Here is a 25,984-nt window from a genome sequence, read left to right on the forward strand (position 1 = left end):
GGGGCGCCCGGCCACATCAGGCACGCAGCTGGCGGGCGAATAGCGCCGCCAGCGGGCGGGCGGCCACGCTCAGCGGCACCCCGCGCAGGCTCAGGATGCCGAGCGACATCGGCGGCGGCAGCGGTTCGACCGCGAACTCCTGCAGCCCGACGCCGAAGATCGGATCGCGTATCAGCACGGTCGGGCCGAAGCCGATGTGGTCGGTGCGCCGCATGAGCTCCAGCATCAGCGTCGGCGAAGCGCAGCGCACGGTGCTGTCCGGCACGTCGATGCCGTTGGCCATCAGCCAGTTCACGAGGTGGCTGCCCTGGCTCGCCCCGGTCAGGTTCAGCACCCAGCTTGCGCCCTTGAGCTCCGCCCAGGTCCGTGCCGCGGCCAGCGGATGCCCGATGCGGCCCGCGGGCGAGGCCGGGATCTGCGCCAGTGGCTCGAAATCCACTTCATAGGGAAGATCCTGCGCATTGGCGAGCGCCACGGCGAAATCCAGGCGCCCTTCGATGATGCCGGGGACCACGTTGGTCAGCAGCCCCTCCTCCAGGCTCAGCGCGGCGTCCGGCTGGATGCGGCGGAATTCCGCCAACACGCGCGGCAGCACCGTCGCCGCGACGAGCGGCGTCAGCGCGACGGCGATGCGCGCGCCCGCCCCGCCGCGCAGCAGGCGCACCTCCTCGCGCGCCTTCTCCAGCGTTGCCAGCGCGAGACGCGCACGCGCGAGCAGCGCCTGGCCGGCAGGCGTGAACACCACGCCCTTGTAGCTGCGCGTCAGCAGCTCCGCCCCCACGTCTTCCTCCAGCTCGCGCAGCGCCTTCGTCAGCGCACTCTGGCTGAGATGCATCGCCCGCGCCGCCGCCCGGATCGAGCCGGCATCGGCAACCTGCACGAGCGCCTTCAGTTGATGGTCCTTCATCGCGGTCAGTGAACACGTTTGGTTGTCACCCCGGAAAAAGTACCGCCTTCCGCGATCGTTAGCAAATTCTATTATCAATCCATGAATACTATTGATCGCCACCTCCCCGACGAAGCCGCCATGAAGACCTGGCGGCGTGCCATCCACCAGCATCCCGAGCTCGGCTTCGACGAGTTCGAGACCAGCCGCCTGGTGGCCGACCAATTGCGCGACTGCGGCTTCGAAGTGACTGCCGGCATCGCCACCACCGGCGTCGTCGGCACCCTGAGCTGGGGCACGGACGGCGGCAAGGGCGGCCCGCGCCTGGGGCTGCGCGCCGACATGGACGCGCTGCCGATCCACGAGGAAACCGGCCTGCCCTGGGCGAGCCGCAATCCGGGCCGGATGCACGCCTGCGGCCACGACGGCCACACCGCGATGCTGCTCGGCGCCGCACAGGTGTTCGGACGCCTGCACCGCGAAGGCCGCCTGCCCGGCAGCGGCACGCTGAACCTGATCTTCCAGCCCGCCGAGGAACTGGGTGGCGGCGGCGGCGCCAAGCGCATGCTCGAGGAAGGCCTGTTCGAGCGCTTCCCCTGCGATGCCATCTTCGCGATGCACAACTTCCCCGGCGTGCCGACCGGCCACTTCCGCTTCCGCCCCGGCCCCTTCATGGCCTCGTCCGACAAGGTGCTGATCCGCTTCGACGGCAAGGGCGGCCATGGCGCCCTGCCCCACCTCGCCGCCGACCCGACGCTGCCGGCGGCGGCGACCGTGCTCGGCCTGCAAGGCATCGTCGGGCGCAACGTCGATCCGGTCGAGATGGCCGTGGTCAGCGTCGGCCGCATGTCCGCCGGCAAGGCCTACAACGTGATCCCCGAGACGGCCGAACTGGAACTCAGCGTGCGCGCGCTACGCCCCGAAGTGCGCGACCGCCTGGAACAGCGCATCTGCGAACTGGCCCGCGGACAGGCCGCCGCCCACGGCGTCGGCTGCGACATCCGCTACGAGCGCGGCTACCCCGTGCTGATCAACACCGCCGAGCAGGTGCGCTTCGCGACCGAGGTCGCACGCGAGTTGGTCGGCGACGACAAGGTGGACGGCAACGCCCCGCCGCTCTCGGGCAGCGAGGACTTCGCCTTCATGCTGCAGCAGGTGCCCGGCTGCTACCTGCTGATCGGCAACGGCGACAACGGCTTCGCCGGCGGGGAACACCTCGGCCCGTGCAGCGTGCATAACCCGCACTACGACTTCAACGACGCCTGCCTCGCGCCGGGCGCGGCCTTCTGGGTCGCCCTCGCCAACCGGTTCTTCGGCGGCTGACCGCCGGCTGGCGGAAGACCCCAAAACGACAACTCAGACTCTTAAAGAGGAGACACGCATCATGAGCACCAATACCGCAGCGCCGCGCACGCGGCAGATCGTCGCCGCCGTCATCGGCAACGCGCTGGAATGGTACGACTTCATCGTCTTCGGCTTCCTCGCCGTGGTGATCTCGCGCCTGTTCTTCCCCTCCGAAAGCGAGTACAGCTCGCTGCTGATGGCCACCGCGACCTTCGGCGTGGGCTTCTTCATGCGTCCGGTGGGCGGCGTGCTGCTGGGCATCTACGCCGACCGCAAGGGCCGCAAGGCGGCGCTGCAGCTCATCATCGCGATGATGACCGTGTCGATCGCACTGATCGCCTTCGCCCCGCCCTACGCCGCGATCGGCGTCGCCGCCCCGCTGCTGATCGTGCTCGCACGCCTGCTGCAGGGCTTCGCCACCGGCGGCGAGTTCGCCAGCGCGACCTCCTTCCTGATCGAGAGCGCACCGCCCAACAAGCGCGGCCTGTACGGCTCGTGGCAGATGTTCGGCCAGGGCCTGGCGGTGTTTGCCGGCGCCGGGGTCACGGCGCTGGTCACGCGCAACCTCTCGCCCGAGGCGCTCGACGCCTGGGGCTGGCGCATCCCGTTCATCATCGGCCTCGCGATCGGCCCGGTCGGCCTATGGATCCGCCGTCACCTGGAAGAAACCGAGGCCTTTCTGGAAGCCCACAAGGCCCCGGCGGAGAAGCAGTCGATCGCCCGCATGCTCCGGAACCACCTGCGCGAAGTCTTCGCGGTCATGGGCGTCACCGTCTGCGGCACGGTCGGCTTCTACGTGATCCTGGTCTACATGCCGACCTTCGCCACCAAGCAGCTCGGCATGGTGCTGTCGGATGCCTTCACCGCGCAGGTCATCGCGGTCGCGCTGATGACGATCCTGATGCCCGTGTTCGGCGCGCTGTCCGACCGCGTCGGCCGCAAGATCCTCGTGATCCTCGCCGCCGCCGGCCTGCTCGTCGCCTCCTACCCGCTGCTGTCGTGGGTGCATGCCGCCCCATCGTTCGAACGGCTCGTCACGATGCAGATCGTGCTGTGCATCCTGCTCGCGGTCTTCTTCGGCCCGATCTCGGCCGTGATGGCGGAACAGTTCCCCGCCGGCGTGCGCTCGACCGGCCTCGCGCTCGCCTACAACGTCGCGGTGATGGTGTTCGGCGGCTTCGCGCAGTTCATCGTGACCTGGCTCATCCAGAACACGGGCGTCGTCATCGCCCCCGTCTTCTACGTGATGTTCGCCGCCGCGCTGGGCTTCGTGTCCGCCCTGTTCCTGACCGACCGCACCAGGGTCGCGCATCTCGCCGCGGTCGATGATGAAACCCCGCAGGCGCAGACGGGCAAGGGCGGCAAGGAGGCCACCATCCTCCCGCGCACCGCTCTCAATCGCGCCTGAAATCCCTGCAATGCTGGCCGCCCCTCCCCCGGGGGCGGCTTTTTTCGTTTACGCGAACACCTCTCCGAGATTCACCGTCCCCCGGCTGCCCACATGCTGCCGCCTGGTACGGATCCACTTCGCGGCACGGGCGCGCCCCAGGTCGCGCAGTTCGTGCAGGAAGGCGCGCGCCGCGTTGAGTTTGCTGCCGCTGCCGCTCTCGGCCAGCTCCTGCGCCTCGATCATGTGGAAGCGCAGGCCCAGCAGCTTGCGCTCGAGGCGCCCGTGCGGGAGAAAGCCGCTACCCGCCTCGAGATAGGCGCGGGCATGCGCGATCATGCGCATCTCGCGCAGGAAGGTCGCCGAGAAGCCGAGCTCCACCGTGCGATCCGCGATCTCCCCGGCGCTGCGCGGCGGCGCCGCAATGCGCAGCGGGTTGAGCAGCACGAGCAGGATGTCCGGCGTCTCGCATTCGTACATCAGCGGGTAGACAGCCGGATTGGCGCTGAAACCGCCGTCCCAATAGGCCTCGCCGTCGATCTCGACCGCATGGTGGATGGTGGGCAGGCAGGCCGACGCCAGCAGCATGTCCTCGGTGAGCTCGGCGGTGCGGAACAGGCGCACCTTGCCCGTCTGCACGCGCGTCGCCGCAATGAACAGGCGCAGGCGACACTCGCGGCGCAGGAACTCGAAATCGAACTGCGCGTGGACCACCTCACGCAAGGGGTTCAGCTCCAGCGGATTGAACTGGTAGGGCGACAACAGCCGCGTCATCCCCAGCATCATCCCGAGGGGATTGGGCAGCGCGCCGTTGCCATTCGGGTTCATGCTGTGCAGCAGGTCGAGCTCCAGCGGCGCGCTGGCCGCGATCGCCTCCCAGAACGCCGACAGGGTCTCGCGCGCGCCCTCCGCGCCACCGCGCGTCCAGCCCTGCGCCAGCGCCACGGCGTTCATCGCGCCCGCGCTGGTGCCGCTGACGCCGTCGAGCTTCCAGCCGTCCTCAAGCAGCCTGTCCAGCACACCCCATGTGTAGGCGCCGTGCGCCCCGCCGCCTTGCAGCGCGAGGCTGATCGCAGGCACTTCGCCGCGCCTGCCCGACCACCATCGTTTGCGCAACATGTTCCACCCCCTTCCATGCAGGGACACACTCTTGCTGCACTGCACAATACAGCAAGAATGGTAACGGGGGTGTTTCAGATGGTCAGGTCATGAACATCCGCAACGCGAATCCGACCGCCGCACACACGGCGATCACGTGGATGACGTTCGCCCTGAAGCGGAACAGCGCGACCGCCGCGCCCAGCGCGATGAGCGCCGACATGAGGTCGAAGCCGCCCTCCAGCCCCTGCGGCCACAGCACGTGGTAACCGAAGAACAGCGCCAGATTCAACACCACCCCGACCACGGCGGCGGTGATCGCGGTGAGCGGCGCCGTGAATTTCAGGTCGTTGTGGGTCGTCTCCACCAGCGGACCGCCCAAAAGGATGAAGATGAAGGACGGCAGGAAGGTGAACCACGTCACGAGCGTGGCAGCCACGGCGCCGGCGAGGAACAGGCTGTCCGGCCCGAACACCGCTTTCACATAGCCGCCGACGAAGCCGACGAACGCGACCACCATGATCAGCGGGCCCGGCGTCGTCTCACCCAGCGCCAGTCCGTCGATCATCTGCGCCGGTGTCAGCCAGCCGTAGTGCGCGACCGCGCCCTGATACACGTAGGGCAGCACCGCATAGGCGCCGCCGAAGGTCAGCAGCGCCGCCTTGGTGAAGAACCAACCCATCTGCGTCAACGTGTGCTGCCAGCCCAGGGCGCCCGCCAGCAGCCCCATCGGCACCAGCCACAGCAGGCCGCCGACCACCAGCACGCGCGCGACGCGCGACCAGGCAAAGCGCGCATGCTCGGGCCTCGGCGTGGCGTCGTCGATCACCGCTGGGCCGAACGACTTGTCGGCCGTGCCGTGCGCGCCGCCGGCCCGGAAACGGTCAGGTGCAAGGCGGCCGCCGATCACCCCGACGAGCGCGGCACCGATGACGATGGCAGGAAACGGCAGGTTGAATCCGGCGATCGCGACGAAGGACGCCGCCGCGATCGCCCACAGCACATTGTTCCTGAGCGCGCGCGAGCCGATGCGGTGCGCCGCCTGGACGACGATGGCCGTCACGGCGGGCTTGATGCCGTAGAAGAGCCCCGCCACCAGCGGCGTCTCGCCGAAGGCCACATAGACCCACGACAGGCCGATCAGGATCAGCAGCGACGGAAGCACGAACAGCACGCCGGCGACGATGCCGCCGCGCGCCCGATGCATCAGCCAGCCGATGTAGGTCGCGAGTTGCTGCGCCTCCGGGCCGGGCAGGACCATGCAGTAGTTGAGGGCGTGCAGGAACCGTCGCTCCGAGATCCAGCGGCGGCGCTCGACCAGTTCCTGGTGCATGATCGCGATCTGGCCCGCAGGCCCGCCGAAGCTGATGAAACCGAGCTTCAGCCAAAACAGCAAGGCCTCGCGGAACGAAACCGGCGCGGGTGCGGTTGCGGGGGCGTTTTCGGTCGTCGGTGCGGAACGGCTCATTCTGGTTGTGCGGCCTCAAGGCGGGTCGAGGACGGGACTCTGGGCAACCCGCCGCGCCGGGCGACGATTGCGCATGAGTCCCGTCGGATTCTTGCGAGCGTGCAAGTATGCCTGCCCGCCGCCCCTGCCGCACGACGCCCACCGCACGCGCGCAAGACCTCCTGACAGGCCGTTCAGCGCCCGCGGTAGTTGGAGTCGAGCAGAGCGTCGAGGCGCCAGACCTCGTTGCCTTGCATCGTGATCTTCTGGCCATCGGCAGTCACCATCGGGTGCCCCTGATCCATGGAGTACGCGCGGCCGTACTTGTCCTCCATGGCCATCTTGCCGTCGCTGAACACGTGAAGGGTCGAGCCGTCCTTGAGGTCGTACGATTTCTCCAGGGAATTTGCGCCGTCACCGTCACGGACGTTCTCGCGCAGCGCGGGTCCCGCAGACAAGGCGGGAACCGTCTGGAGGTGCTCGAGCCAATGGGTCGAGCCGGCCTCTGAGTAGTCCGTATGGGCCGATACCGCCAGCGGGCCGGCAAGCAGAATGGATGTAAAGACAATACGGATCGATGTGTGTTTCATGATGACTCTCCTTGCTGTGATCGGATCTGGCGCTCGACGACGAGCAACCATGATCGAATGCTAGGAAAGCCCCCCCGACAGGACGATGACTGCGGAATTACGCTTCGTTCAGCTAATCGTCATTTTCAGGAAATAATCCCGAAAATCCTTGAACGCCCCCCGAATCACCGAAAATTAACCATCTCGCGCGATGCTGACATGAATGTAATCATCGCGTCAGGGTGAAGTCGATCTCCGGGGTCTATGATGAATTCATCGGAACATCGGATCGATGCCATGCGCCCACAGCACTCTCCCGTGCCCGCCCCGATGAGGGACGCACCCCGTCCGAAGCGCGCCGGCTGGGTATTCGGCGTCTTCCTCGCAATCGCCGCCATCCTTCTGGCCTTCGAGCACCGGATCCATCTGCTGGGCATCCTCCCCTGGCTGTTCCTGCTTGCCTGCCCGCTGATGCATCTCTTCATGCACCACGGCCACGGCAGCCACGGCTCTCATCACGACGCCCCCAGGGATGGTGAGCCGCGATGACCGAATCGAGTCCCGCCTATGGCCTGTGGTCGCTGGTCGCGATCAACTCGGCCATCTTCATCCTCTTCGCCGCCAGCTTCTTCAAGCCGCGTTCGTCGCGCGACTGGCGCACGCTGGGCATGTTCTCCGCGTTCATCGTCGCGCTGTTCGCCGAGATGTACGGCTTCCCGCTGACGATCTACCTCCTGTCGGGCTGGCTTGCGGCCCGCTTTCCCGGTGTGGACTTCCTCTCCCACGACGCCGGCCACCTGCTCGAAGTGATGTTCGGCTGGCGCGCCAACCCGCATTTCGGCCCCTTCCACATCCTCTCCGCAATCCTGATCGGCGGCGGCTTCTGGCTGCTCGCCTCGGCCTGGAAGGTGCTCTACGCGGCGCAGGCCACCGGCACGCTGGCCACCACCGGCCCCTACGCCCGCCTGCGCCACCCGCAGTACGCGGCCTTCGTCGTGATCATGGCGGGCTTCCTGCTCCAGTGGCCGACGCTGATCACGCTCGCGATGTTCCCCGTCCTCGTCGTCGCCTATGTGCGTCTCGCCCGTCGCGAGGAGCGTGAGGCGGAGGCGAGCTTCGGTGCCGACTGGCAGCGCTACGCGCGGACGACCCCGGCCTTCTTCCCTTGCCGGACGAAATCCCGCACTCATCCCATCGCCGGCGACCGCGGCGAGCATTCATCAGGAGAACGATCATGAAACCTTTGCTGACCAACGCACTCGCACTGTCGCTCGCTGCCATCTCGCTCGCCACAAGCTCGCCGGGCTGGGCCGAAGACGCCCATCACCCGGACCAGGCCGCCGCCGCAACGACGCCCGCAGCGGCGCCCGCCCCGACACCGGAAAAGACGGTCCAGCGCATGCGCGACAACGCCGCCACGATGCAGTCCCAGCTCGAGGCCCTGGCCGCAGCCAAAACCCCGGAGGAACGCCAGACGCTGCTCATGCAGCACATGCAGACCATGCGCGAGAACATGATGCTCGGCCAGCAGATGGCCGCAAGTGATGGCGCACCGATGGGCTGCCACATGATGGGTGGCAAGGGAATGATGGGAGGCATGGGCATGATGGGCGGGATGATGGGAGCGGATGCATACGGCGCGTCCCCCGACGCCATGGCCTGGCGTATGCACCAGATGGAACAGCGCATGAACATGATGCAGATGATGATGGAGCGCATGGCCGCCCCGTCGGGCAAACGCCCCGCGAAGTGAGCTCCCGCGCGCGCGCACCCACACGGAGAAACACGCGATGCTCGAATCGCTGAAGGTACTGCTGCGCCGGCTGCGCGCGTGGATGGCGGAGAACGAGCGCGCGCACCGCGACGCGAAGCCCGACAGCTGCTGCAGTTCGCCGTCGGCGATCTACGCGGCACGCCGCCAGCGCGGCAAGGGGGACGAGCATGACTGAGGACGGATCCATGCGAGCGCATGTCCATCACGACCATGAAAGTCACGGCGACGGACACCATGGGCATGAAGGACATGCCGCGCGCCACGAACACGCGCATGCCCACCCCTCACCCGCAGCACCGCAGGAATCGGCCGCCCTGACGGACCCTGTCTGCGGCATGAGCGTGAAGCCCGATTCGCCTCACCGCACCAGTTTCGCCGGTCACGAGTACCGCTTCTGCAGCGCGAAGTGCCTCGCCAGGTTCAGAGCGGAGCCGCAGCGCTATCTGCACCCTGCGGAGCAGGCCGCTCCCGCCCCGGAGCCGCCGACCGCCGCCGAATACACCTGCCCGATGCACCCCGAGATCCGCCAGCCCGGCCCCGGCACCTGTCCGAAGTGCGGCATGGCGCTGGAACCGGTGCTGCCCGAACTCGAGGGGGGCGAAAATCCGGAGCTGGCCGACTTCCGCCGACGCTTCTGGTGGCCCTTGCCGGCGACGATCCTCGTCACCCTGATCGCGATGTCGGGCGACATCCTGGATCCCCTGCTCGGTGGCGCGCGCCCCTGGGTCGAGTTGCTGCTCGCGACGCCAGTCGTGCTGTGGGGTGGCTGGCCCTTCTTCGTTCGCTGGGCGCAATCCATCGCGAACCGCAGCCCCAACATGTGGACGCTGATCGGCACCGGCGTGGCGGCGGCCTACGGCTACAGCGTCATCGCGACCATCGCACCGGGCGTCTTTCCCGATTCCTTCCGCATGGGCGGGCACGTCGCCGTCTATTTCGAGGCCGCCGCGGTGATCGTCTCGCTGACCCTGCTCGGCCAGGTACTGGAACTGCGTGCGCGATCGGAGACCGGTGCGGCGATCAAGGCGCTGCTCGGCCTCGCGCCCAAGACCGCACGGCGCATCAACGCCGACGGCAGCGAGGAGGACATTCCCCTGACCCACGTGCATCCAGGCGACCGCCTGCGCGTGCGCCCGGGCGAGAAGGTGCCGGTTGACGGCGTCGTGCTCGAAGGCATGAGCGCCGTGGACGAATCGATGCTCACCGGCGAGCCGATGCCGGTATCGAAGGCGGCCGGCGACAAGCTGATCGGCGCGACGCTCAACACCAGCGGCGCCCTCGTGATGCAGGCGGAGAAGATCGGCTCGCAGACCGTGCTCGCGCAGATCGTGCAGATGGTCGCCCAGGCGCAGCGCTCGCGCGCGCCGATGCAGCGCCTGGCCGACCGCGTCGCGGGTTGGTTCGTCGTCGTGGTCGTCGCGATCGCGGCCCTCACCTTCCTCGGCTGGGGCCTCTTCGGCCCCTCACCCTCGTGGGCCTACGGCATCATCAACGCCGTCGCGGTGCTGATCATCGCCTGCCCGTGCGCGCTCGGGCTCGCGACGCCGATGTCGGTGATGGTCGCAACCGGCAACGGCGCAACGCAGGGCGTGCTGTTCCGCGACGCCGCGGCGATCGAGAACCTGCGCCGCGTCGACACCCTGATCGTCGACAAGACCGGCACGCTCACCGAAGGACACCCCGCCTTCCACACCGCGATCGCCGCGCCCGGCTGGGAGGCGGACGCGGTGCTGCGTCTCGCCGCGAGCCTCGACCAGGGCAGCGAGCATCCCCTCGCCCATGCGATCGTCGGCGAGGCTCGGAGCCGCGGGCTAGCGTTGTCGAAGCCTGAAGGTTTCGAGTCCTCGTCCGGCATCGGCGTGCGCGGCACGGTCGACGGGCGCAAGCTCGTGCTCGGCAACACCGCGCTGATGGACGACGAAGGCATTGACTGGCACGCACTCGCCGGTCAGGCGGAAGCGCTACGCCTGGAAGGCGCGAGCGTGATGATGCTGGCCGTCGACGGCGTCGCCGTGGGCATCGTCGCGGTCGCCGACCCGGTCAAGGCGACGACGCCCGAGGCCCTTGCCGAGCTGCGCGCACACGGCATCGGCCGCATCGTCATGGCGACGGGCGACGGGCTGACGACCGCGCGCGCGGTCGGCACACGGCTGGGCATCGCGGAAGTGCTCGGCGAGGTCAAGCCGAAGGACAAGGACGAGTTGGTCGCCCGGCTGCAACGCGAGGGCCGCGTGGTCGCGATGGCGGGAGACGGCATCAACGACGCGCCCGCCTTGGCCCGCGCCGACGTGGGCATCGCGATGGGCACCGGCACCGACGTCGCGATGTCGAGCGCTCAGCTCACGCTGGTCAAGGGCGACCTGCGCGGCATCGCCGCCGCACGCCGCATCTCGGTCGAGACGGTGCGCAACATGCACCAGAACCTCGCCTTCGCCTTCGTCTATAACGCGCTCGGCGTGCCGCTCGCGGCCGGCCTGCTGTACCCCTTCACCGGCCTGCTGCTGTCGCCGATGGTCGCCGCGCTGGCGATGAGCGCGAGCTCGGTGTCGGTGGTCACGAACGCGCTGCGGCTGCGCCGCACAACGCCCCCGGCCCGCTGAGCGCATTCCCCGTTCAGGACATTGCCGCCCGCACCCACTCCGCAACGGTCGCGGGCGTCGGAATGCGCCCCGACGACACGAGCTTTTCGTTGATCACCAACCCCGGCGTCTTCAGGACGTCGTGGGCGATGATCTCGTTCATGTCCGTGACCTTCGTGATCTCCGCCTGCACGCCCAGCGACGCGACCGCCTCGCGTGCGACCTCCTCGAGCTTGCGGCAGTTCGCGCAGCCGGGGCCGAGAACCTTGATGCTCACCATGATCAGACTCCTTTCACGAGGGTGGATGCGGCGCGCCGGCCAGCGAAGGACAGCAGCACGGCCAACACGCCGATGAAGGCGCCCAGCCACAGCGCGAGTCGCACCAACGACACGCCGTCGACCCAAGCGCCGTAGGTGAAGCCGGCCACGGCGCTGAACAGCGCCACCAGCCCGACATAGGTCGCCGTCTTGCGCCGGCCGATGATCGCCGAAATGATCAGGATGCTCTGCAGCGAGAGTTCAGGGTCGGACATCAGGTAGGCGAGCAGCGGCCCGCGGTGCATGCCGAGGTCGAGGAACATCTTCGCGATGGGCACTTCGACCAGCGTCGGGAAGTACATGAACACCCCGAAGGCCACGCCGGCGAGGTTGCCGATCGCGGAATTGGTGCCCGCCAGCATCTCGATCCATTCTGGGCGGATCAGCACCCGGATCATGCCGACGATGAACACGCCGACCACGAGCAGCGGGAAGATCTGCTTCACGAAGCGCCACGACTCCCACAGCCAGTCGCGCAGCTCGTCCGGTGACAGGTGCGCGCGTGCGATCAGCCCCACCCCGGCCAGCGCGAGCGCGACGCCGAAGAACTTGCCAGTCAGCCCGATCCGCAGCCCTTCCGGCGCCGCCTGCACCGACAGCGCGGCGACGAGCAGCGTGAGGGCAATCGTCGCAAGGCTGGTCCACGTCCATGCGTTCGCGCCGTCCTGGATGTTCTCGAGCCCGCGCCACGCACTGAATCCGATCACCGCGAGCAGCGCGATCAGCACCGCGCCCTGCAGCGATACGCCCTCCTCGCCCTTCGTCGCGTCATAGGGCACGAGGCGATCGAGCACGCCCTGCCAAGCCTGCGCATCGGCGAGCGGCAGCTCGAAGTGCGCGTAGGTGCCGGTCAGCACACCGAGCTTCAGCGTGCCGGCCAGCAACAGCGCCACCCACACGAAGAGGAAGAACAGCGGCGCGCGGCCCATGCCCTCACCCTGCGCCGCGAAGGGGCTGTCGGTGGCGAGATCGTGCGCGGCATCGTCGGCGCGGAAGATCAGCGCCATGATCAGGCCGATGCCGATGCCGAAGGTCAGCGACAGCAGGAAGCGCGCGGCGGCGAGATCCGGTCCGATGACGCCGCCCGTATAGACCAGCGCCAGGATGTTCGCCGCCGGGGCGAAGAACAGGAAGGTGATCGCCGGCCCCAGCCCGGCCCCTTTCTTGTAGATGCCGGCGAAGAGCGGGACGATGGTGCAGGAGCATACCGCCAGCAGCGACCCCGCCGCTGCCGCGGCCGGATAGGACACTGCCTTGCTGGAGTTGCGTCCGAGGAAGCGCGTGACCGTTTCCTTGGGAATCAGTGCCGCCATCGCGCCGGCAATGAAGAAGGCCGGCAGCAGGCACAAGAGCACGTGCGCCGCGAGATACGCCGCGAGGTTTCCCAACCCGCCGTAGAACACCGGCAGGATCCACGATGAGACGGTTTCCATGGCATTGCTCCCCGACCCGACGACAGCGCCTCGCGCAAGACTCGCGCATCGGCGCTGTTCCCGTGATTGGCTTCCTGCGCCCTCACGTGTTCGCGCAGGTCACCCATCGACGGATCGCCAACGGGCCCTATATCAGTTGTTGTTAATTATCCTCCCGAAACAGCGGCGGCGATGCCAAGCATCTGACAAATGCCGCACTGCGCTACGCCGACGCGAGACACCGAGAGGATCTCAGGCGTGCCCGATATCGAGCTTCTTCATCTTTTCCCACAGGTTCTTGCGGCTGATGCCGAGCAGCTCGGCGGTGCGCCCGATGTGTCCGTCGCAGGATTCGAGCGCACCGCGGATGTAGCGGCATTCGCATTCGCGCAGGTAATCGCCCAGCGACGCCTGCACGTCGCCCGCCGGCGGCGGGAGATCGGCATCGGGAAACAGCGCGGCGGGCGTGATCCATTCGGCCGGACTCATGATGCAGGCGCGTTCTACCGCATGCTTGAGCTCGCGCACGTTGCCGGGCCAGGGGTAGGCCAGCGCGGCCTCCTCCGCTGCGGGGGTGAGGTGGCGGCGCACCTCGCCGCTTTCCCGCGCGATGTCGACAAGAAAGCGCCTGATCAGCCAAGGGATGTCCTCGCGCCGCTCGCGCAGCGGCGGCACGCGGATCTGCACGACATTGACACGATAGAAGAGGTCCTCGCGAAACGTCCCCTCGGCGACCATCGCCTTCAGGTCGCGGTGTGTCGCGCAGACCAGCAGCAGGTCCACCGGGATCGGGCGGTCGCCGCCGACGCGCACGACCTGCCGCTCCTGCACCGCGCGCAGCAGCCGCACCTGCATCGCCAGCGACATCTCGCCGATCTCGTCGAGGAACAGCGTGCCGCCGTGCGCCTGCTCGAACACGCCGGCCCGGCTGCGCACGGCGCCCGTGAAGGCACCCTTCTCGTGGCCGAAAAGTTCTGCCTCCAGCAACGTTTCGGGCACCGCACCGCAGTTCAGCGCAATGAACGGCCGATGCCCAGCGTCAGGCAGGCTCGCATGCAGGCGCTGCGCGACGCGCTCCTTGCCGACGCCCGATTCACCGACGATCAGCACCGTGCTGGCTGCGTGCGCGAGCCGCGGCAGCATCGCCTCGATGCGCTGCATCGCAGCCGACACGCCGAGCGGCTCCAACCCCGGCGCGCCCTCCTCCCGCGCCCGGGCAACTGTCGCGATCTCCTGCACCTTGGCAATGAGCGCATCGAGGTCGAAGGGCTTGGTGACGTAGTCGCACGCCCCGCGCTTGATCAGCGCGACCGCCTGGTCGACGGTGCCGTAGCCGGTGATGAACACGAAGGGCGGGGCCTGCGGCAACGCACCGGCCGCCCAGTCGAAGATCGCTTCCCCGGTGGTATCGCCCAGGCGCATGTCGCTGATGACGACGTCGAAGGCCTGTTCGCGCAGGCTGCGCATCGCCTCGGCGCCGCTGGTGCACCAATGCGCGTCGAAGCCTTCGAGGCGGAAGCGCTCGGACAGGGACTCGCCCATAATCGGATCGTCCTCGACAAGGCACACGCGCACAGTGGCATTCATGATGCGGACTCCAATTCGACGGCCAGCCCCAGCGGCAGATCGACGGCAAACACGGTAAGGCCCGGCTCGCTCTGCACCGAGATATGCCCCCCGAGTTCGCTGACGATCTGGTAGGTGATCCACAACCCGAGTCCATGCTTGCCATTGCCGTCCCCGACGAAGGGCTCGAAGAGATAGGGCAGGCGCGCCTCTTCGATATAGCGGCCGTCGTTGCGCACCACCATCGTCATGCCCTCCGCCGACAAGCCGATGTCGCAGGCGACCGTGCCTCCCGCCTCGACCGCCTGCAGCGCGTTGAGCACGAGGTTGATCAGTACCTGCCGCACCAGCGTCGCGGGCAGCGGGATCTCGTCGGGCAGCTCGCAGTTCCATTCCAGTCGCGCGGACTTCTTCGCGGCCTCCGGCTTGAGCAGGATATGCACGTCCTCGATGTCCTGCGGCGCCAGCGGGTGGCTGGGCGCCTTGGCCTCGACCAGCAGCGCCGACACCGTATCGCGGATCTGCAGCAGCCCGCGTTCGAGCAGCGACATCGTGCGCGCGGCCAGCTCGGGGTCGCTCGCACCGTGCTTGCGGTAGGTGCCGATCGCGTTGAGCATGCCGCCGAGCGGATTGTTGATCTCGTGCGCGATGCCGCCGGTGAGCCGGCCGATCGCCGCGAGGCGCTCCGAAAACAGCATCTCGCGCTCCATCCCCTCCTTCTCGCGCAGTTCGTCGAACATGCGCTCGACCGCTCGCCCGACCTGCCCCAGCTCGTCTTTCGAATCTTCGAACTGCAGCGCGCCGGCCGGTGGAATCGTCGCGCCGGCCTTGCCGATGCAGTCCGCCAGATGCACCAGCGGCTCTGCCATGCGCCGCCCCCAGAACCATGACACGGGAAGGATCAGCAGCAGCACGAACAGCGTCACCAGCGTCGCGCTCAGCCACATACCCGCGAAGCGCGACTGCATGAAGGTGTTGGTGTGCTCGATGAGCATGTGGCCGAGGCGCACGCCGTCCGCGTCGATCGGCGTGATCACGTAAAGCTTGTCGCCGATCTCCACGCTGTGCGATTCGGTGCCGGTCGTCCGGTCCATGCGGCTCGCGATCTCGCGCGCCGCCTCGCCGCGCTCGTGCAGCGGCGCGAGGATGGGATAGCGTGCCGGATCGGTCGACACGTAGATGCGCAGGCGCGGATCGACCAGAGTGATCGCGCTCGCCTGCTCACCTCCGCCCGGGGCCGTCGCCGCGCGAATGATCTCGAAGGCACGCCACAGGTCGTCGTGCAGCATCGGCGTAACGAGCGTCTGGCTCAACACCGCCGACCAGCGCGCCGAGCCGTCGAGCATGTCCCTGCGCAGATCCCGGTACTCGCGCAGCAGCAGGGAAGCCGTGAGCACCGTCGCGGTCACGAACACCAGCACCGTCGCGCGTAGCGGGATCTTGTAGCGGAAGCTGATGTCGCGAAATTGAAGCAAGCGTCCTCCTAGGCCCCGGGCTGGCCGATGGCGCGCAACATGCGCTCGATGTCGGCATACAACGCAGGGGTGCCGAGGGCGAAGCGATCTAGGTTGAGCTGGCGCAGGAAGCCCGCTCCGGCAGCGTCGTCGTGCATCGCAAGAAGGATCTCCTGCATCCGATTGAACAGCGCAGGCGATGCCGCGGGCCCGGCGACGAAAGGCGGAAAACCGAACGGCGGCGAGCGGTCGGCTACGCGCGTACGCCCGGTCAGGTCAGGGTGCGTGCGCGCGAGCGTGTCCCACACATAGCCGTCGACCGCCCCGCCGTGCGCGACCTCGAGCGCCACCGCCTCGACCACCTTCTTGTGCGAATAGGTGAAGAAGCTGCGGCGGAAGAAGTTGGCCGGCGACGTGTTCGCGCGACTCAGCTGGTAACTGGGATAGAGGTAGCCGGAGTTCGAATCCGGGTCGGAGAACGCGAAGACGCGATCGCGCAGTTCGGTGATCGTCGACGTCGCGGTGTCCTTCGCGGGCACGATCAGATAGGAGCGGTACAGCGGTCGTCCCTGATGCAGAGGCACCGCCAGCAGCCGCATCCAGCGCTGCTCGCGCACGTAGGGGTATCCGCACAGCCACGCGAAGTGCAGCTTGTCCTGGCGCATCAGCTCGACGATCTCACGGTAACTGCCGCGCTGGATGAATTCGACCGGGCGCCCCAGAGCCTGCGCCAGGTAATCCCGCCAGGCACCCAGAAACCCCACCTGGTCGTCGAGGAACACCGGGGTCATGCCGATGCGCACGGGGTCTGCGCCCGCCTCGGCCATCGCCCGCCGCGCGCAGCCGGCAAGTGCAAGTCCGCACAGCCCGATCAAGGCCTGTCGCCGGTTCATCGCCCGCCCCATCGCCCACGCGGTTCCGAGCTCAGCATCCCTCCCCCTCCCTTCCGCTTGCCGTTCTCACGTGAAAGAACGGGCACTCATGCAAAGGCAAGATCTGCGCCGAAGAGCGGGGCTGGCGGCCTCCGCGCCTCGCGCCGGCATCCCCGTTACCGGATCGTAACAAAACCCTGATCGTGACTGGAGTTTAGGTTACCGATCCGTAACGCGCGACCCCCGCTGCACGGTCTTCAAAGACATATCCCCTTATTTTTCCGGCACTTGAAGTGGATGGCCCGTCTCTTGCGGAACACGCTCGACCGTTCCGGAAGCCGAGCATGAATCACGATCCGCACCGTCCCGCCGCCAACTCCGCATCCCTCTCCGGGGAAGACGCTTATCGGCGCCTGCACGCACTCGGGCTGGTCGGGCTGCGTCGCAACATGTGCATCGCCGCAAGCCGGCCAGCGGGCATGTGCGAGCGCTGCAAGATCGCCTGCCCCCATGCCTGCCTCACGATCGGCGAGAGCGGCCCGACGCTGGAGCCGACCGCGTGCAGCGCCTGCGGCATGTGCGCAGCCGCATGTCCGACTGGGGCTCTCTCGGTGGACGGCGTGACGCTGCCGACGCACGTCCCCGCACAGGGGCTGGTATTGGCCTGCGAACGTAGCCGCGCGGCGACCGATGCGCCCGTCCTCCGTCTGGCCTGCCTCGGGGCCCTCGCCGTCAACGACTGGCTGCGCCTGACGATCGCCGCCGGCGATGCGCCGATCCGCGTGGCGGACGACGGCGCCTGCGCGGGCTGCAGTAATGCGCCCTCGCACGAGGCGCCCTGGCGCAGCACTCTGGAAATTGCGCGACGCGCCCTGTCCGAAGCAGGAATGCTGCCGAATCGCCTACCCGTGGCCATGACGCCCGACGCGTTACCGAACAGTAACCGCTCCAACACCGCGATTGCCGAGTTGCCCATCGAAGGTCGCCGTCGCTTTTTTGCCGGGCTCTCGCGTTCGCTCGCCTCGGCGATCAGCCAGGCCGCAACGGGCGAGCGCGTGTCGAGTTCCGCCGCCGGTGCGCAAGCACGCCGCCACGCCAGCGTCGCCGCACATCGCGGCGCCGAGACCCGCGTGCTGCTGCAGCACATCGCAAGCAGCAGTGGCCAGCCCCATCCCCGGTCGGCCCTGCTACCCGCGCTCATGGCGAGCGACGCCTGCCGTGCACATGGTGCCTGTTCGCGCGCATGCCCGACCGGAGCACTGCACCTCGAAACCGGACATGACGATGGCCAGGCGCGCCTGCAGTTCGACGCATGGCTGTGCGTCGATTGCGGCGCCTGCGCGCGGATCTGCCCGTCCTATGCGCTCGATCACCAACCACGCGCCTGGCGTCCCTTTGCGGATGTGCCGGTCGTGCTCGCGACGATCAGGCAAAGCGAGTGCGAGCGCTGCGGCGCGCTGTTCGACGCGCACGAAGACGAAGCGCTGTGCGAGCGCTGCCGCAAGACGGAGAACCTCGCACGCGCGGGTTTTGCCCTGTTCAGCCGCCAACACCGAGACACGCCGGCAGTTCCCGAGGGCCCTTAGCCCCCGTTATGCCGGACATGAACGCCACACCAAGACGGTCAATGGAGGAGTCAGCAAAAATGGAACTACTCAAGAAGCTCATTTCGCGGCGCCGCTTCCTGCAGGTCAGCGGCGCGGGGACAGCGGCCGGCGCAGCGGTGGTGGGCAGCGGCGGACTTGGCATCGGGCAGTTGTCGACGCTGAAGGAAGCGACCGCAGCCACCGTCGACAGCAACACCGTGGTGAACAAGAGCATCTGCGCACAATGCCCGGCGCGCTGCGGCATCGACGTCTACACCACGAACGGCAAGGTGCACGCGATCTACGGCAACGCCGGCCATCCGATCGCCAATGGCAAGGGCTGTCCGAAGATGCACCTGGGCACCTACATCCTGTATGACCCGGATCGCTTCAAGGGCCCGATGAAGCGCACCAACCCGAAGAAAGGCCGCGACGAGGATCCGAAGTTCGTACCGATCACCTGGGACGAAGCGTGGCAGACCGTCGCCGACCGCATGAACACCTTGCGCGACAAGGGTGAATCGCACCGCTTCGGCCTGTTCTTCGGCCGCGGCTGGGGCGCCACCGACGTCGGCGTGACGCTCGCGCCGATGGCAAAACTATACGGCTCGCCCAACATCGGCATCGGCCACTCGTCGATGTGCTCGGACGGCTCGGTGCTCGCGAAGCAATGCACCGACGGCAACGCGTCCTACAGCTCCTACGACTACCGCAATGCGAACTACCTGCTGATGTTCGGCGCGAACTTCCTGGAGTCCTTCCGCCCGTACAACAACAACCTGCAGGTATGGGGCTACATCCGCGGCGAGAAGGCGCCGAAGACGCGCGTGACCGCCGTCGACGTGCACATGAACCAGACGCTTTCCGCGTCGGACCGCGCGCTCATCATCAAGCCCGGCACCGACGGGGCGCTGGCGCTGGCGATCGCGCACGTGATCCTGACCGAGGGGCTGTGGGACCGCAACTTCGTCGGCAATTTCGCGGACGGCCAGAACCATTTCAAGGCCGGCGAGCCGGTCGATGCGGCGTTCAACGAGAAGTGGACGCAGGGCCTCACCGAGTGGTGGAACGTGGAACTGAAGGACCGCACGCCGAAGTGGGCGGAAGGCGTCACGACGATTCCCGCCGACCTCATCGTGAAGACCGCGCGCGAGTTCGCGACCACCAAACCGGCGATCGCACTGTTCGAGCGTGGCGCGCACAACCACAGCAACGGTGTGCTCAACGGCATGGCGATCCACTCGCTGAACGCGCTGGTCGGCTCGCTCTTCGCCGAGGGCGGCCTCGCCTACCAGATGGGTCCGGCCTACGGCCCGGCGCCCGCGAACCCGGACGATCACCTCGACGACTACGCGAAGAACGGCCCGCACAAGGACGTGCCGCGCATCGACCTGAAGGGGCACGAGGATGGCTACCTGTTCGCGAAGAACATGCTGCAGGAAGTGCCGAAGAACCATCTCGCGAGCAAGCCGTACAAGATGGACACGGTGATGTTCTACATGACCAACCCGGTGTTCTCGTCGCCCGATGCGACTGCCTGGGAGAAGATGCTCGCCGAAGTCTTCGTCATCGACACCTCGCCCTTCCCGGGCGAGACCGCGATGATGGCCGACCTGATCCTGCCCGATTCGACCTATCTCGAACGCTGGCAGGACGCACCGACCTACCCCTTCCAGGGCTGGCCGCTCGCGCAGATCCGCACCCCCGCGATCAAGCCGCTATACGACACCCAGACCTTCGGCAATACGCTGATCGAGATCGGCAAGCGCCTCAAGGGGCCGGCGAGCGAGTACTACGCCAAGCTCGAGAACGTCGAGAACATCCTGCGCCACCTTGCCAAGGGCTTCGAGGCCGCACCCGGCGACAACGGCGTGAACAGCTTCGAGTCCTGGGTGGAGAAAGGCGTCTGGTACAAGAAGCCCTACCACTGGCGGCAGGTGCGCGGCGAATTCTTCGAGTGGGACGGCCAGGGCTGGAACAAGCCGATGAGCGCCGAGGACGTGAAGAAGACGCTGCTGAAGACCGACTCGGGCAAGTTCGAGTTCAAGTCCTCCTATCTCGACCACAAGCGCGACTGGGTGATCGCCAAGACCGGCCGCGACCCGGCGAAATTCAACTTCCCGCACTGGGAAGAGCCGAAGTACACCGGCAGCGGCGATCTGCACTTTGTCACGCCGAAGAACGCGCTCCACGCCGAAGGCCGCAGCGCGAACATCCCCAACGCGATCTCGCTGATGCAGCCGACCGCGGGCGGGCGCCGGCAGGTGTACGCCGAGGTGCATCCTTCGGTCGCGAAGGCCAAGGGTTTCAGGGACGGCGACCGCATCCGCATCAAGTCGACGCTCGGCGAAGTGATCGCGATCGCGCGCGTCACCGAGCTCACCCGCCCCGACGTCATCGTGCTGCCCTTCGAGCACGGCCACTGGGCGCACGGCCGCTGGGCGCAGGGGCGCGGCACGCACGTGGATTCGATCATCGACAACCAGTCCGACCGCATCTCGGGCATGGCCAATTACTACACCGGCAAGGTGTCGGTCGAGAAGGCTTGAGGAGATCACCAAAATGGCTAAATGGGGAATGGTCATAGACCTGGAAAAGTGCACCGGCTGCCAGGCCTGCAGCACCGCCTGCCAGATGGAGAACAGCCGCCTGCCCGGCGAGAACTACCAAGACGTCCTGTACTACACGGAAGGCAGGCAGCCGACGCCGCAACTGAAGTGGTTCCCGCGGCCCTGCATGCACTGCGAGGAACCATCGTGCATGCACGTGTGCCCGACCAAGGCCACCTACAAGACCGAGGACGGCGTCGTGCTCATCGACTGGGACAAGTGCATCGGCTGCAAGTACTGCATGATCGCCTGCCCGTACGGCGTGCGCTTCTACACCGACGAGAAGGCGTTGATCGAGCCGAACATCAAGCAGGTGTTCAAGGGCGATGGCGATCTGTCGTGGAACCCGCCGTACAAGGGCCCGCAACAGGACCCGAAGCATGGCGTGGGCATCCAGCCCAACGGCGTCGTGTCGAAGTGCAACTTCTGCTACCACAAGATCAGCAAGGCCCCGAAGGGCACGCCGGACCTGGACGAGGCGAATCCCGAGCTCGTCGAATACGTCCCCGCCTGCGTGCGCACCTGCGCGCCCAAGGCCCGCTACTTCGGCGATCTCGACAACCCGAACTCGCAGGTCAGCCGACTGATTTCAGACAAGCAGGGCACCCGCCTGCTCGACCACACCGGCAACAAGCCGCAGGTGTACTACCTGACCGGCGGCGGTGCGGCCGCTGCGGCGGTCCCGGGCACCCGAGCGAACAAGAAGGCTTGAGGAGGAAACAACCATGGCAACACAAACACATGGCAGCGGGGCGGTGACCGCGGTGATGATGGCAGGGCTCGCAGGCCTCGTGATCAGCCTCGCGATCGCCTTCACGAACCTCGTCTCGGGCGGTCACAGTGCCTTCAATACAGGTAGCGACGGCGTGTCGTGGGGCCTGCCGGTCGTCAACTACGTGTTCTTCGCGCTGACCTCGACCGGCCTCACGCTGGTCGCTTCGGTCGCAATGACCTTCGGCAACAAGGCCTGGTACCCGATCGCGAAGCGATGCGTGTGGCTGTCGCTGGTCACGCTCGTGGCCGGCTTCGCCTCGCTCGCGATGGAGCTGGGACACCCCTTCCGAATGCTGTGGGCGATCCCGCTCAACGCGCAACTGGTGTCGCCGCTGAACTGGATGGGGATCTTCTACGCGGTCTTCCTCGTGCTGGGCATCCTCAAGTTCATGCGCATCCACGGCGGCGACTGGAACAGCAGCGGCAGCAAGCAGATCGGGCTGGCGGCCCTCGTCACCGAACTGCTCGCCGGCGGCATGCTGGGCATGGCCTTCGGGGCGATGGCGATGCGGCCGATGTGGTACGGCAACCTCGTGCCGCTGTACTTCATCCTCACCGCCGCGTGCACCGGCGGTGCCTTTGCCGTGCTGGTGACCTGCCTCAGCTACGGAGGCCCCGACAACATGCCGGAGCCGGTGCGCAAGCTGATGCAGGGCTCGCTGCCGATGGCCTTCGCCGCCTTGCTCGGGCTCACCATCCTCGTGATCGGCTACCGCACCGTGATCGGCCTGTGGAGCAACGCCGACGGCCTGCAGGTGTGGGACGCGGTCGTCGCCTCGCCGTGGTACTGGGTCGAAGCCGCCCTGCTGATCGGCGCCTTCTTCCTGCTGCTGCAGCGCAAGGCGCTGGCGGTCGCAGCGGTGATGGTGATCGGCGGCTTCTTCATCGACCGCTACGACTTCGTCATCGGCGGGCAGCTCCTGCCGCTGTTCAAGGGCAGCTGGGTGCCGGACCTGATCGCCTACACGCCCTCGACGACGGAGTGGATGCTGACCCTGCTGGCGTTCTCCATCGCCTTCTTCGGCTGGGCGCTGGGCGAGAAGATGCTCAAGCTCGACGCCGCGCCACAGGACTGAGCGCTTCCTCCGGCCACCAGCTATTAACCCGGCGACAGTTACATGATGGCAGCCTGAGTCAGCGCAGTCGCTCCCTCCCCTTCAAGGGGAGGGCTGGGGTGGGGATGGGGTTACCAGACTTAGCCGAACCCATCCCCCACCTACACAACTTCCGGAACGCCCCATGATGGACACCCGCCACATCGAATCCCTGACCGCCCGCGGCGAGTTCTACCTGTGCCTCGCGCGCGCCTTCCTGACGCCGCTGCAGCCGGAACACTTCGCCGCGATGCGCGACGCACTCGCCGACGACCTCGCCGAACTGGATGACCTCCTCGGCTACGGCGGCGCCGACGCGCTCGCCGACTACCGCACTGCGATCGCCGCAATCCCCGACCATGCAGCGCTGCTGCAGCGCTACAGCGCCCTGTTCGTGAGTCCGCCGCGCACGATCCAGATCACCACCGGCACCTACCTCGACGGCGCGATCAACGGCGGCACCGTCGCGGCGATGGAAGAGGCCTACCGCCGCTGCGGTGTCGAACGCGGCACGAACTTCCACGACCTCTCCGACCACCTCTCGGTACAGCTCGAATTCGTCGCCCTGCTCTACCTGTGCAGCGCCGAGGCGAGGGGGTCCGATACGCCGCTGCCCGTGAATCCGGCGCACTTTCTCCACGACTACGTGACGCGCTGGCTCCCCGCCTTCGTGCGTGACCTCGCAGCGGCCGACACCCCGAACCCGTGGCTACCGCTCGCCCGACTGCTGGCCCTCGCGGTCGCGCGCGACGCGGAGGCTGCGCCGCTGACACCCGCCGACGCGCGGACCCACAAGGCGATCACGAAGGCGAGGCACGACCGGGCCATCCGCGGCGTCACACCCGAAGACCTCGACTTCATCGCACAACGCCTGCGCGAGAAGGGGCTGGCGACGGATCACCTCGCCATTCCGCCGGACCAGCGCGACGAGGCTCGCGGCTACTCGCGCGGCACGCCGCCCGGGCCGCGCACGGGGTCGCGTTACGGATGAGGCCAGCGGAAGGACCGCCGGCACGGTCATTCGGCCGGCGCGCGACCGGGCACTCGCTAGCCGCGACCACCGTACTGCAGCCCCTCACTGGGCGCTGCTCTTCAGCAATTCGAAGAATGCGTTTGCCGCAGGCGACAGGGTGCTGTTCTTGCGACGAAGCAGCGTGATCCTTCTTTTGACGACCGGGCTGACCAGCGGAATCCGGCACACGCCCGGCCGGGCCCCCTCCTCGAGCGTCGATGCAGGAAGAATGGCCGTCCCGACACCCGCGGCGACGAGGCTGATGGCGGTGGCGTGGTGCTGAACTTCGTAGGCCCCGCTGAGGCTGATTCCGCGCTTCGCCAGTTGGTAGTCCATGAAGACCCGTGTGGCAGTCATGCTGCTGACGACGACCAGCTCGGTTTCGCGCATATCTGACCAGGTAACGGCCTCTCGATGACTGAGGGGATGTTCCTCGCGGCAGAAGAACATCAGCGGGTCTTCCAGGAGCGGCGTTTCAATAAGCTCCGGATGGCGCTCCGTGGGAATTCCGATTCCGAGTTCGGCTTGGCCGTGGAGTACCGCGTCGCGGACTTCGAAGGCGGTCGTGTCGATCAGACGCACCCGGTTGCCGGGATGGGATTCCCGGTAACGCCGGATTGCCGCAGGCAGGACGTGTGAGGCCATCGTCGGCACGCAGGCGAGGGTGAAGCTCCCGCGGGCATTCTTCGACATGTCCTTCAGTCGGCCCACCGCAAGCGTCATCTCCCCCACGATGGCCTTGGCCTGGGGAAGAAACTCGCGCCCGACGGCCGTGAGCTCGACGTAGCGCGTCGTGCGGTCGAGGAGCCGCAATCCGAGGTAGCTCTCGAGTTTCTGCACGCGGCGTGTCAGCGCCGTCTGCGTGACATGGAGGTGCTCCGCGGCCTTGCTGAATCCGCCCAGTTCGGCAATCACCACGAACGCCTGGATGCCGTCGAAATCGATCTTCATCTCATGTCCTCGCACTCAAGGCAGGGCGGCGGGATTCGGCTATGCTCAAATCGCAATAAAACCGACATCCGTTGCATTTCAGTAATCACTACAGCGTGACTAACATTGCCTCACAAAACAGCAGAACGTGCAACAAGGAGACAGGCAAGTGGATCACATTCCGTGTGTGCTGATGCGAGGCGGATCGTCGAAGGGGTTGTTCTTCCTGGCGGAGAGCCTGCCCGACGACACGACCGCCCGCGATCGCCTTCTGCTCGCAGCGATGGGGTCCCCTGATCTTCGACAGATCGATGGCATGGGCGGCGGGAACGATCTCAGCAGCAAGGTCGTGATCGTGGCGCCGTCGCGCCGGCCCGATGTCGATGTGGAGTATCTCTTCGCACAAGTCTCGGTGGCCCGGGATCTGGTGGATGTGCTGCCCAACAGCGGCAACATGCTCGCTGCGGTGGGGCCGTTTGCACTCGAACGCGGTCTGCTCAAGGCGTCCAGCCCGGTCACGCGCGTTCGCATCCTGAATATCAATAGCGGCAAGCAAGTCGAGGCGATCGTGCAGACGCCGGGTGGAAAAGTGACCTACGAGGGGAGTTTTCATCTCGACGGCGTGCCGGGCACCAGCGCGCCCGTGACCCTCAAATTTCTCGATCCGGCGGGGACGCGGACCGGCCGCCTGCTCCCGACCGGAAATGCCCAGGATCTGATCGATGGGCTTTCCGTGACCTGCATGGATTTCGCGATTCCGATCGTTTTCGTGAAGGCGATCTCTCTCGGCAAGACAGGGCACGAGTCGAAGGAAGAGCTCGACGGCGACACCGAGTTTCTTCGGCGCCTGGAGTCGATTCGCGTTGCCGCCGCGGCCCTCATGAGGCTGGAGGTCTCACCGGATCGCGGGGTACCGAAAATCGCGATGATCGCGGCGCCGCGCAACGGTGGAAGCATTACGTCGCGCTATTTCGTTCCCTCGAGCTGCCATCCGGTGCACGCGGCCACGGGCGCATTGGCACTGGCCGCTGCATGTCACACGCCGGACACCGTCGCCGAGGAACTCGCAGAGATCGACGAAAACACCCCGTACCGCATCGTCATCGAACACCCGAGCGGCCAGATGGCCTGTGACCTGCACATCGCACCGCATGCCATCCACGACGTGCCGGTCATCGACTCGGCCTCGATCGTGACGTCGGCCCGACCACTGCTCAGTGGCGAGGTGTACGTGCGGACGGCGACCTGATTCATCACCGTAATCAAAACAGT

General features: G+C 67.1%; 24 protein-coding genes. 14 read left to right on the forward strand and 10 right to left on the reverse strand.

Going from position 1 to position 25,984, the window contains the following annotated elements:
- Positions 1-16: 16 nt before the first annotated feature.
- A complete protein-coding gene (locus tag U5817_RS16100; RefSeq protein WP_169126882.1) occupies positions 17-907 on the reverse strand; it encodes a LysR substrate-binding domain-containing protein in 891 nt (296 codons plus the stop codon).
- A gap of 120 nt (positions 908-1,027) precedes the next feature.
- Between U5817_RS16100 and U5817_RS16105 the strand changes: the two genes are divergently transcribed.
- On the forward strand, positions 1,028-2,209 hold the full coding sequence (locus U5817_RS16105) for a M20 aminoacylase family protein (protein ID WP_169127026.1): 1,182 nt from the start codon (positions 1,028-1,030) through the stop codon (positions 2,207-2,209).
- A 61-nt stretch (positions 2,210-2,270) separates the two neighbouring features.
- On the forward strand, positions 2,271-3,638 hold the full coding sequence (locus U5817_RS16110; RefSeq protein ID WP_407278040.1) for an MFS transporter: 1,368 nt from the start codon (positions 2,271-2,273) through the stop codon (positions 3,636-3,638).
- A gap of 48 nt (positions 3,639-3,686) precedes the next feature.
- On the opposite strand, the gene U5817_RS16115 is transcribed toward U5817_RS16110, so the two are convergent.
- The 3 genes from U5817_RS16115 to U5817_RS16125 all read right to left on the reverse strand — a co-directional run bounded on the left by U5817_RS16115 (position 3,687) and on the right by U5817_RS16125 (position 6,752).
- Positions 3,687-4,736 (reverse strand): patatin-like phospholipase family protein, encoded by a 1,050-nt coding sequence (locus U5817_RS16115; protein WP_407278041.1) that lies wholly within the window; start codon positions 4,734-4,736, stop codon positions 3,687-3,689.
- Between the two features lie 82 nt (positions 4,737-4,818).
- On the reverse strand, positions 4,819-6,183 hold the full coding sequence (chrA, locus tag U5817_RS16120; RefSeq protein WP_407278042.1) for a chromate efflux transporter: 1,365 nt from the start codon (positions 6,181-6,183) through the stop codon (positions 4,819-4,821).
- A 173-nt stretch (positions 6,184-6,356) separates the two neighbouring features.
- On the reverse strand, positions 6,357-6,752 hold the full coding sequence (locus tag U5817_RS16125; RefSeq protein ID WP_407278043.1) for a CopK family periplasmic copper-binding protein: 396 nt from the start codon (positions 6,750-6,752) through the stop codon (positions 6,357-6,359).
- 276 nt (positions 6,753-7,028) lie between these two features.
- On the opposite strand from U5817_RS16125, the gene U5817_RS16130 reads away from it, so the two are divergent.
- From U5817_RS16130 to U5817_RS16155, 6 genes are read left to right on the forward strand one after another with little or no spacing between them, the layout of a single operon-like run.
- Positions 7,029-7,280 (forward strand): DUF2933 domain-containing protein, encoded by a 252-nt coding sequence (locus U5817_RS16130; protein ID WP_169126892.1) that lies wholly within the window; start codon positions 7,029-7,031, stop codon positions 7,278-7,280.
- Positions 7,277-7,969 (forward strand): methyltransferase family protein, encoded by a 693-nt coding sequence (locus tag U5817_RS16135; RefSeq protein ID WP_407278044.1) that lies wholly within the window; start codon positions 7,277-7,279, stop codon positions 7,967-7,969. The genes U5817_RS16130 and U5817_RS16135 overlap by 4 nt, the downstream gene beginning before the upstream one ends.
- The gene (locus U5817_RS16140) at positions 7,966-8,484 is read left to right on the forward strand and encodes a hypothetical protein (RefSeq protein ID WP_407278045.1); all 519 of its coding nucleotides are present in this window, start codon (positions 7,966-7,968) and stop codon (positions 8,482-8,484) included. Before U5817_RS16135 ends, U5817_RS16140 begins: the two co-directional genes overlap by 4 nt.
- A gap of 37 nt (positions 8,485-8,521) precedes the next feature.
- Positions 8,522-8,680 (forward strand): hypothetical protein, encoded by a 159-nt coding sequence (locus U5817_RS16145; RefSeq protein ID WP_169126898.1) that lies wholly within the window; start codon positions 8,522-8,524, stop codon positions 8,678-8,680.
- A gap of 20 nt (positions 8,681-8,700) precedes the next feature.
- Positions 8,701-8,823, forward strand: a complete 123-nt coding sequence (locus U5817_RS16150; protein ID WP_407278046.1) for a hypothetical protein — start codon at positions 8,701-8,703, stop codon at positions 8,821-8,823.
- Between the two features lie 17 nt (positions 8,824-8,840).
- A complete protein-coding gene (locus tag U5817_RS16155; protein ID WP_407278047.1) occupies positions 8,841-11,105 on the forward strand; it encodes a heavy metal translocating P-type ATPase in 2,265 nt (754 codons plus the stop codon).
- A gap of 13 nt (positions 11,106-11,118) precedes the next feature.
- Here the strand turns inward: U5817_RS16155 and U5817_RS16160 are convergent, their stop codons facing one another.
- From U5817_RS16160 to U5817_RS16180, 5 genes are all read right to left on the reverse strand, one after another.
- The gene (locus U5817_RS16160; RefSeq protein WP_169126902.1) at positions 11,119-11,364 is read right to left on the reverse strand and encodes a thioredoxin family protein; all 246 of its coding nucleotides are present in this window, start codon (positions 11,362-11,364) and stop codon (positions 11,119-11,121) included.
- A 2-nt stretch (positions 11,365-11,366) separates the two neighbouring features.
- Positions 11,367-12,836: a permease gene (locus tag U5817_RS16165; RefSeq protein WP_169126904.1), complete on the reverse strand. Its 1,470-nt coding sequence runs from the start codon at positions 12,834-12,836 to the stop codon at positions 11,367-11,369.
- A gap of 231 nt (positions 12,837-13,067) precedes the next feature.
- Positions 13,068-14,402 (reverse strand): sigma-54-dependent transcriptional regulator, encoded by a 1,335-nt coding sequence (locus U5817_RS16170; protein WP_407278048.1) that lies wholly within the window; start codon positions 14,400-14,402, stop codon positions 13,068-13,070.
- Entirely contained in the window at positions 14,399-15,856 is a 1,458-nt protein-coding gene (locus U5817_RS16175; protein WP_407278049.1) for a sensor histidine kinase, read from the reverse strand. The genes U5817_RS16170 and U5817_RS16175 overlap by 4 nt, the downstream gene beginning before the upstream one ends.
- Positions 15,857-15,864: 8 nt before the next feature.
- Positions 15,865-16,728, reverse strand: a complete 864-nt coding sequence (locus U5817_RS16180) for a PhnD/SsuA/transferrin family substrate-binding protein (RefSeq protein ID WP_407278050.1) — start codon at positions 16,726-16,728, stop codon at positions 15,865-15,867.
- A 323-nt stretch (positions 16,729-17,051) separates the two neighbouring features.
- Here U5817_RS16180 and U5817_RS16185 point away from each other — a divergent pair, with 323 nt between their 5' ends.
- From U5817_RS16185 to U5817_RS16205, 5 genes are all read left to right on the forward strand, one after another.
- Positions 17,052-18,293, forward strand: a complete 1,242-nt coding sequence (locus tag U5817_RS16185) for a 4Fe-4S dicluster domain-containing protein (protein ID WP_407278051.1) — start codon at positions 17,052-17,054, stop codon at positions 18,291-18,293.
- 59 nt (positions 18,294-18,352) lie between these two features.
- Positions 18,353-20,842 carry a molybdopterin-dependent oxidoreductase gene (locus tag U5817_RS16190; RefSeq protein WP_407278052.1) on the forward strand — a complete coding sequence of 830 codons (2,490 nt, stop codon included), beginning with the start codon at positions 18,353-18,355 and terminating at the stop codon, positions 20,840-20,842.
- Positions 20,843-20,855: 13 nt separating this feature from the next.
- Positions 20,856-21,614: a 4Fe-4S dicluster domain-containing protein gene (locus tag U5817_RS16195; RefSeq protein WP_407278053.1), complete on the forward strand. Its 759-nt coding sequence runs from the start codon at positions 20,856-20,858 to the stop codon at positions 21,612-21,614.
- A gap of 13 nt (positions 21,615-21,627) precedes the next feature.
- Positions 21,628-22,752: an NrfD/PsrC family molybdoenzyme membrane anchor subunit gene (gene nrfD, locus U5817_RS16200; protein WP_407278054.1), complete on the forward strand. Its 1,125-nt coding sequence runs from the start codon at positions 21,628-21,630 to the stop codon at positions 22,750-22,752.
- A gap of 163 nt (positions 22,753-22,915) precedes the next feature.
- Positions 22,916-23,761, forward strand: a complete 846-nt coding sequence (locus U5817_RS16205; protein ID WP_407278055.1) for a molecular chaperone — start codon at positions 22,916-22,918, stop codon at positions 23,759-23,761.
- Positions 23,762-23,845: 84 nt separating this feature from the next.
- On the opposite strand, the gene U5817_RS16210 is transcribed toward U5817_RS16205, so the two are convergent.
- Positions 23,846-24,733: a LysR family transcriptional regulator gene (locus U5817_RS16210; RefSeq protein ID WP_407278056.1), complete on the reverse strand. Its 888-nt coding sequence runs from the start codon at positions 24,731-24,733 to the stop codon at positions 23,846-23,848.
- Between the two features lie 148 nt (positions 24,734-24,881).
- Here U5817_RS16210 and U5817_RS16215 point away from each other — a divergent pair, with 148 nt between their 5' ends.
- A complete protein-coding gene (locus tag U5817_RS16215; RefSeq protein WP_407278057.1) occupies positions 24,882-25,961 on the forward strand; it encodes a 4-oxalomesaconate tautomerase in 1,080 nt (359 codons plus the stop codon).
- The last annotated feature ends 23 nt before the right edge of the window (positions 25,962-25,984 follow it).

Origin of the sequence: Aromatoleum evansii, assembly GCF_045689615.1 — a bacterium.
Lineage (GTDB): Bacteria > Pseudomonadota > Gammaproteobacteria > Burkholderiales > Rhodocyclaceae > Aromatoleum > Aromatoleum evansii.

Excerpts from the sequence above, each read along its gene's own strand:
- U5817_RS16155 (WP_407278047.1), top strand. The coding sequence starts at position 8,841 with ATGAGCGTGAAGCCCGATTCGCCTCACCGCACCAGTTTCGCCGGTCAC.
- U5817_RS16195 (WP_407278053.1), top strand. The coding sequence starts at position 20,856 with ATGGCTAAATGGGGAATGGTCATAGACCTGGAAAAGTGCACCGGCTGC.
- U5817_RS16160 (WP_169126902.1), bottom strand. The coding sequence starts at position 11,364 with ATGGTGAGCATCAAGGTTCTCGGCCCCGGCTGCGCGAACTGCCGCAAG.
- U5817_RS16110 (WP_407278040.1), top strand. The coding sequence starts at position 2,271 with ATGAGCACCAATACCGCAGCGCCGCGCACGCGGCAGATCGTCGCCGCC.
- nrfD (WP_407278054.1), top strand. The coding sequence starts at position 21,628 with ATGGCAACACAAACACATGGCAGCGGGGCGGTGACCGCGGTGATGATG.
- chrA (WP_407278042.1), bottom strand. The coding sequence starts at position 6,183 with ATGAGCCGTTCCGCACCGACGACCGAAAACGCCCCCGCAACCGCACCC.
- U5817_RS16165 (WP_169126904.1), bottom strand. The coding sequence starts at position 12,836 with ATGGAAACCGTCTCATCGTGGATCCTGCCGGTGTTCTACGGCGGGTTG.
- U5817_RS16210 (WP_407278056.1), bottom strand. The coding sequence starts at position 24,733 with ATGAAGATCGATTTCGACGGCATCCAGGCGTTCGTGGTGATTGCCGAA.
- U5817_RS16115 (WP_407278041.1), bottom strand. The coding sequence starts at position 4,736 with ATGTTGCGCAAACGATGGTGGTCGGGCAGGCGCGGCGAAGTGCCTGCG.
- U5817_RS16105 (WP_169127026.1), top strand. The coding sequence starts at position 1,028 with ATGAAGACCTGGCGGCGTGCCATCCACCAGCATCCCGAGCTCGGCTTC.
- U5817_RS16135 (WP_407278044.1), top strand. The coding sequence starts at position 7,277 with ATGACCGAATCGAGTCCCGCCTATGGCCTGTGGTCGCTGGTCGCGATC.
- U5817_RS16140 (WP_407278045.1), top strand. The coding sequence starts at position 7,966 with ATGAAACCTTTGCTGACCAACGCACTCGCACTGTCGCTCGCTGCCATC.
- U5817_RS16145 (WP_169126898.1), top strand. The coding sequence starts at position 8,522 with ATGCTCGAATCGCTGAAGGTACTGCTGCGCCGGCTGCGCGCGTGGATG.
- U5817_RS16180 (WP_407278050.1), bottom strand. The coding sequence starts at position 16,728 with ATGAACCGGCGACAGGCCTTGATCGGGCTGTGCGGACTTGCACTTGCC.
- U5817_RS16190 (WP_407278052.1), top strand. The coding sequence starts at position 18,353 with ATGGAACTACTCAAGAAGCTCATTTCGCGGCGCCGCTTCCTGCAGGTC.
- U5817_RS16150 (WP_407278046.1), top strand. The coding sequence starts at position 8,701 with ATGTCCATCACGACCATGAAAGTCACGGCGACGGACACCATGGGCATG.
- U5817_RS16205 (WP_407278055.1), top strand. The coding sequence starts at position 22,916 with ATGATGGACACCCGCCACATCGAATCCCTGACCGCCCGCGGCGAGTTC.
- U5817_RS16170 (WP_407278048.1), bottom strand. The coding sequence starts at position 14,402 with ATGAATGCCACTGTGCGCGTGTGCCTTGTCGAGGACGATCCGATTATG.
- U5817_RS16100 (WP_169126882.1), bottom strand. The coding sequence starts at position 907 with ATGAAGGACCATCAACTGAAGGCGCTCGTGCAGGTTGCCGATGCCGGC.
- U5817_RS16125 (WP_407278043.1), bottom strand. The coding sequence starts at position 6,752 with ATGAAACACACATCGATCCGTATTGTCTTTACATCCATTCTGCTTGCC.
- U5817_RS16130 (WP_169126892.1), top strand. The coding sequence starts at position 7,029 with ATGCGCCCACAGCACTCTCCCGTGCCCGCCCCGATGAGGGACGCACCC.
- U5817_RS16185 (WP_407278051.1), top strand. The coding sequence starts at position 17,052 with ATGAATCACGATCCGCACCGTCCCGCCGCCAACTCCGCATCCCTCTCC.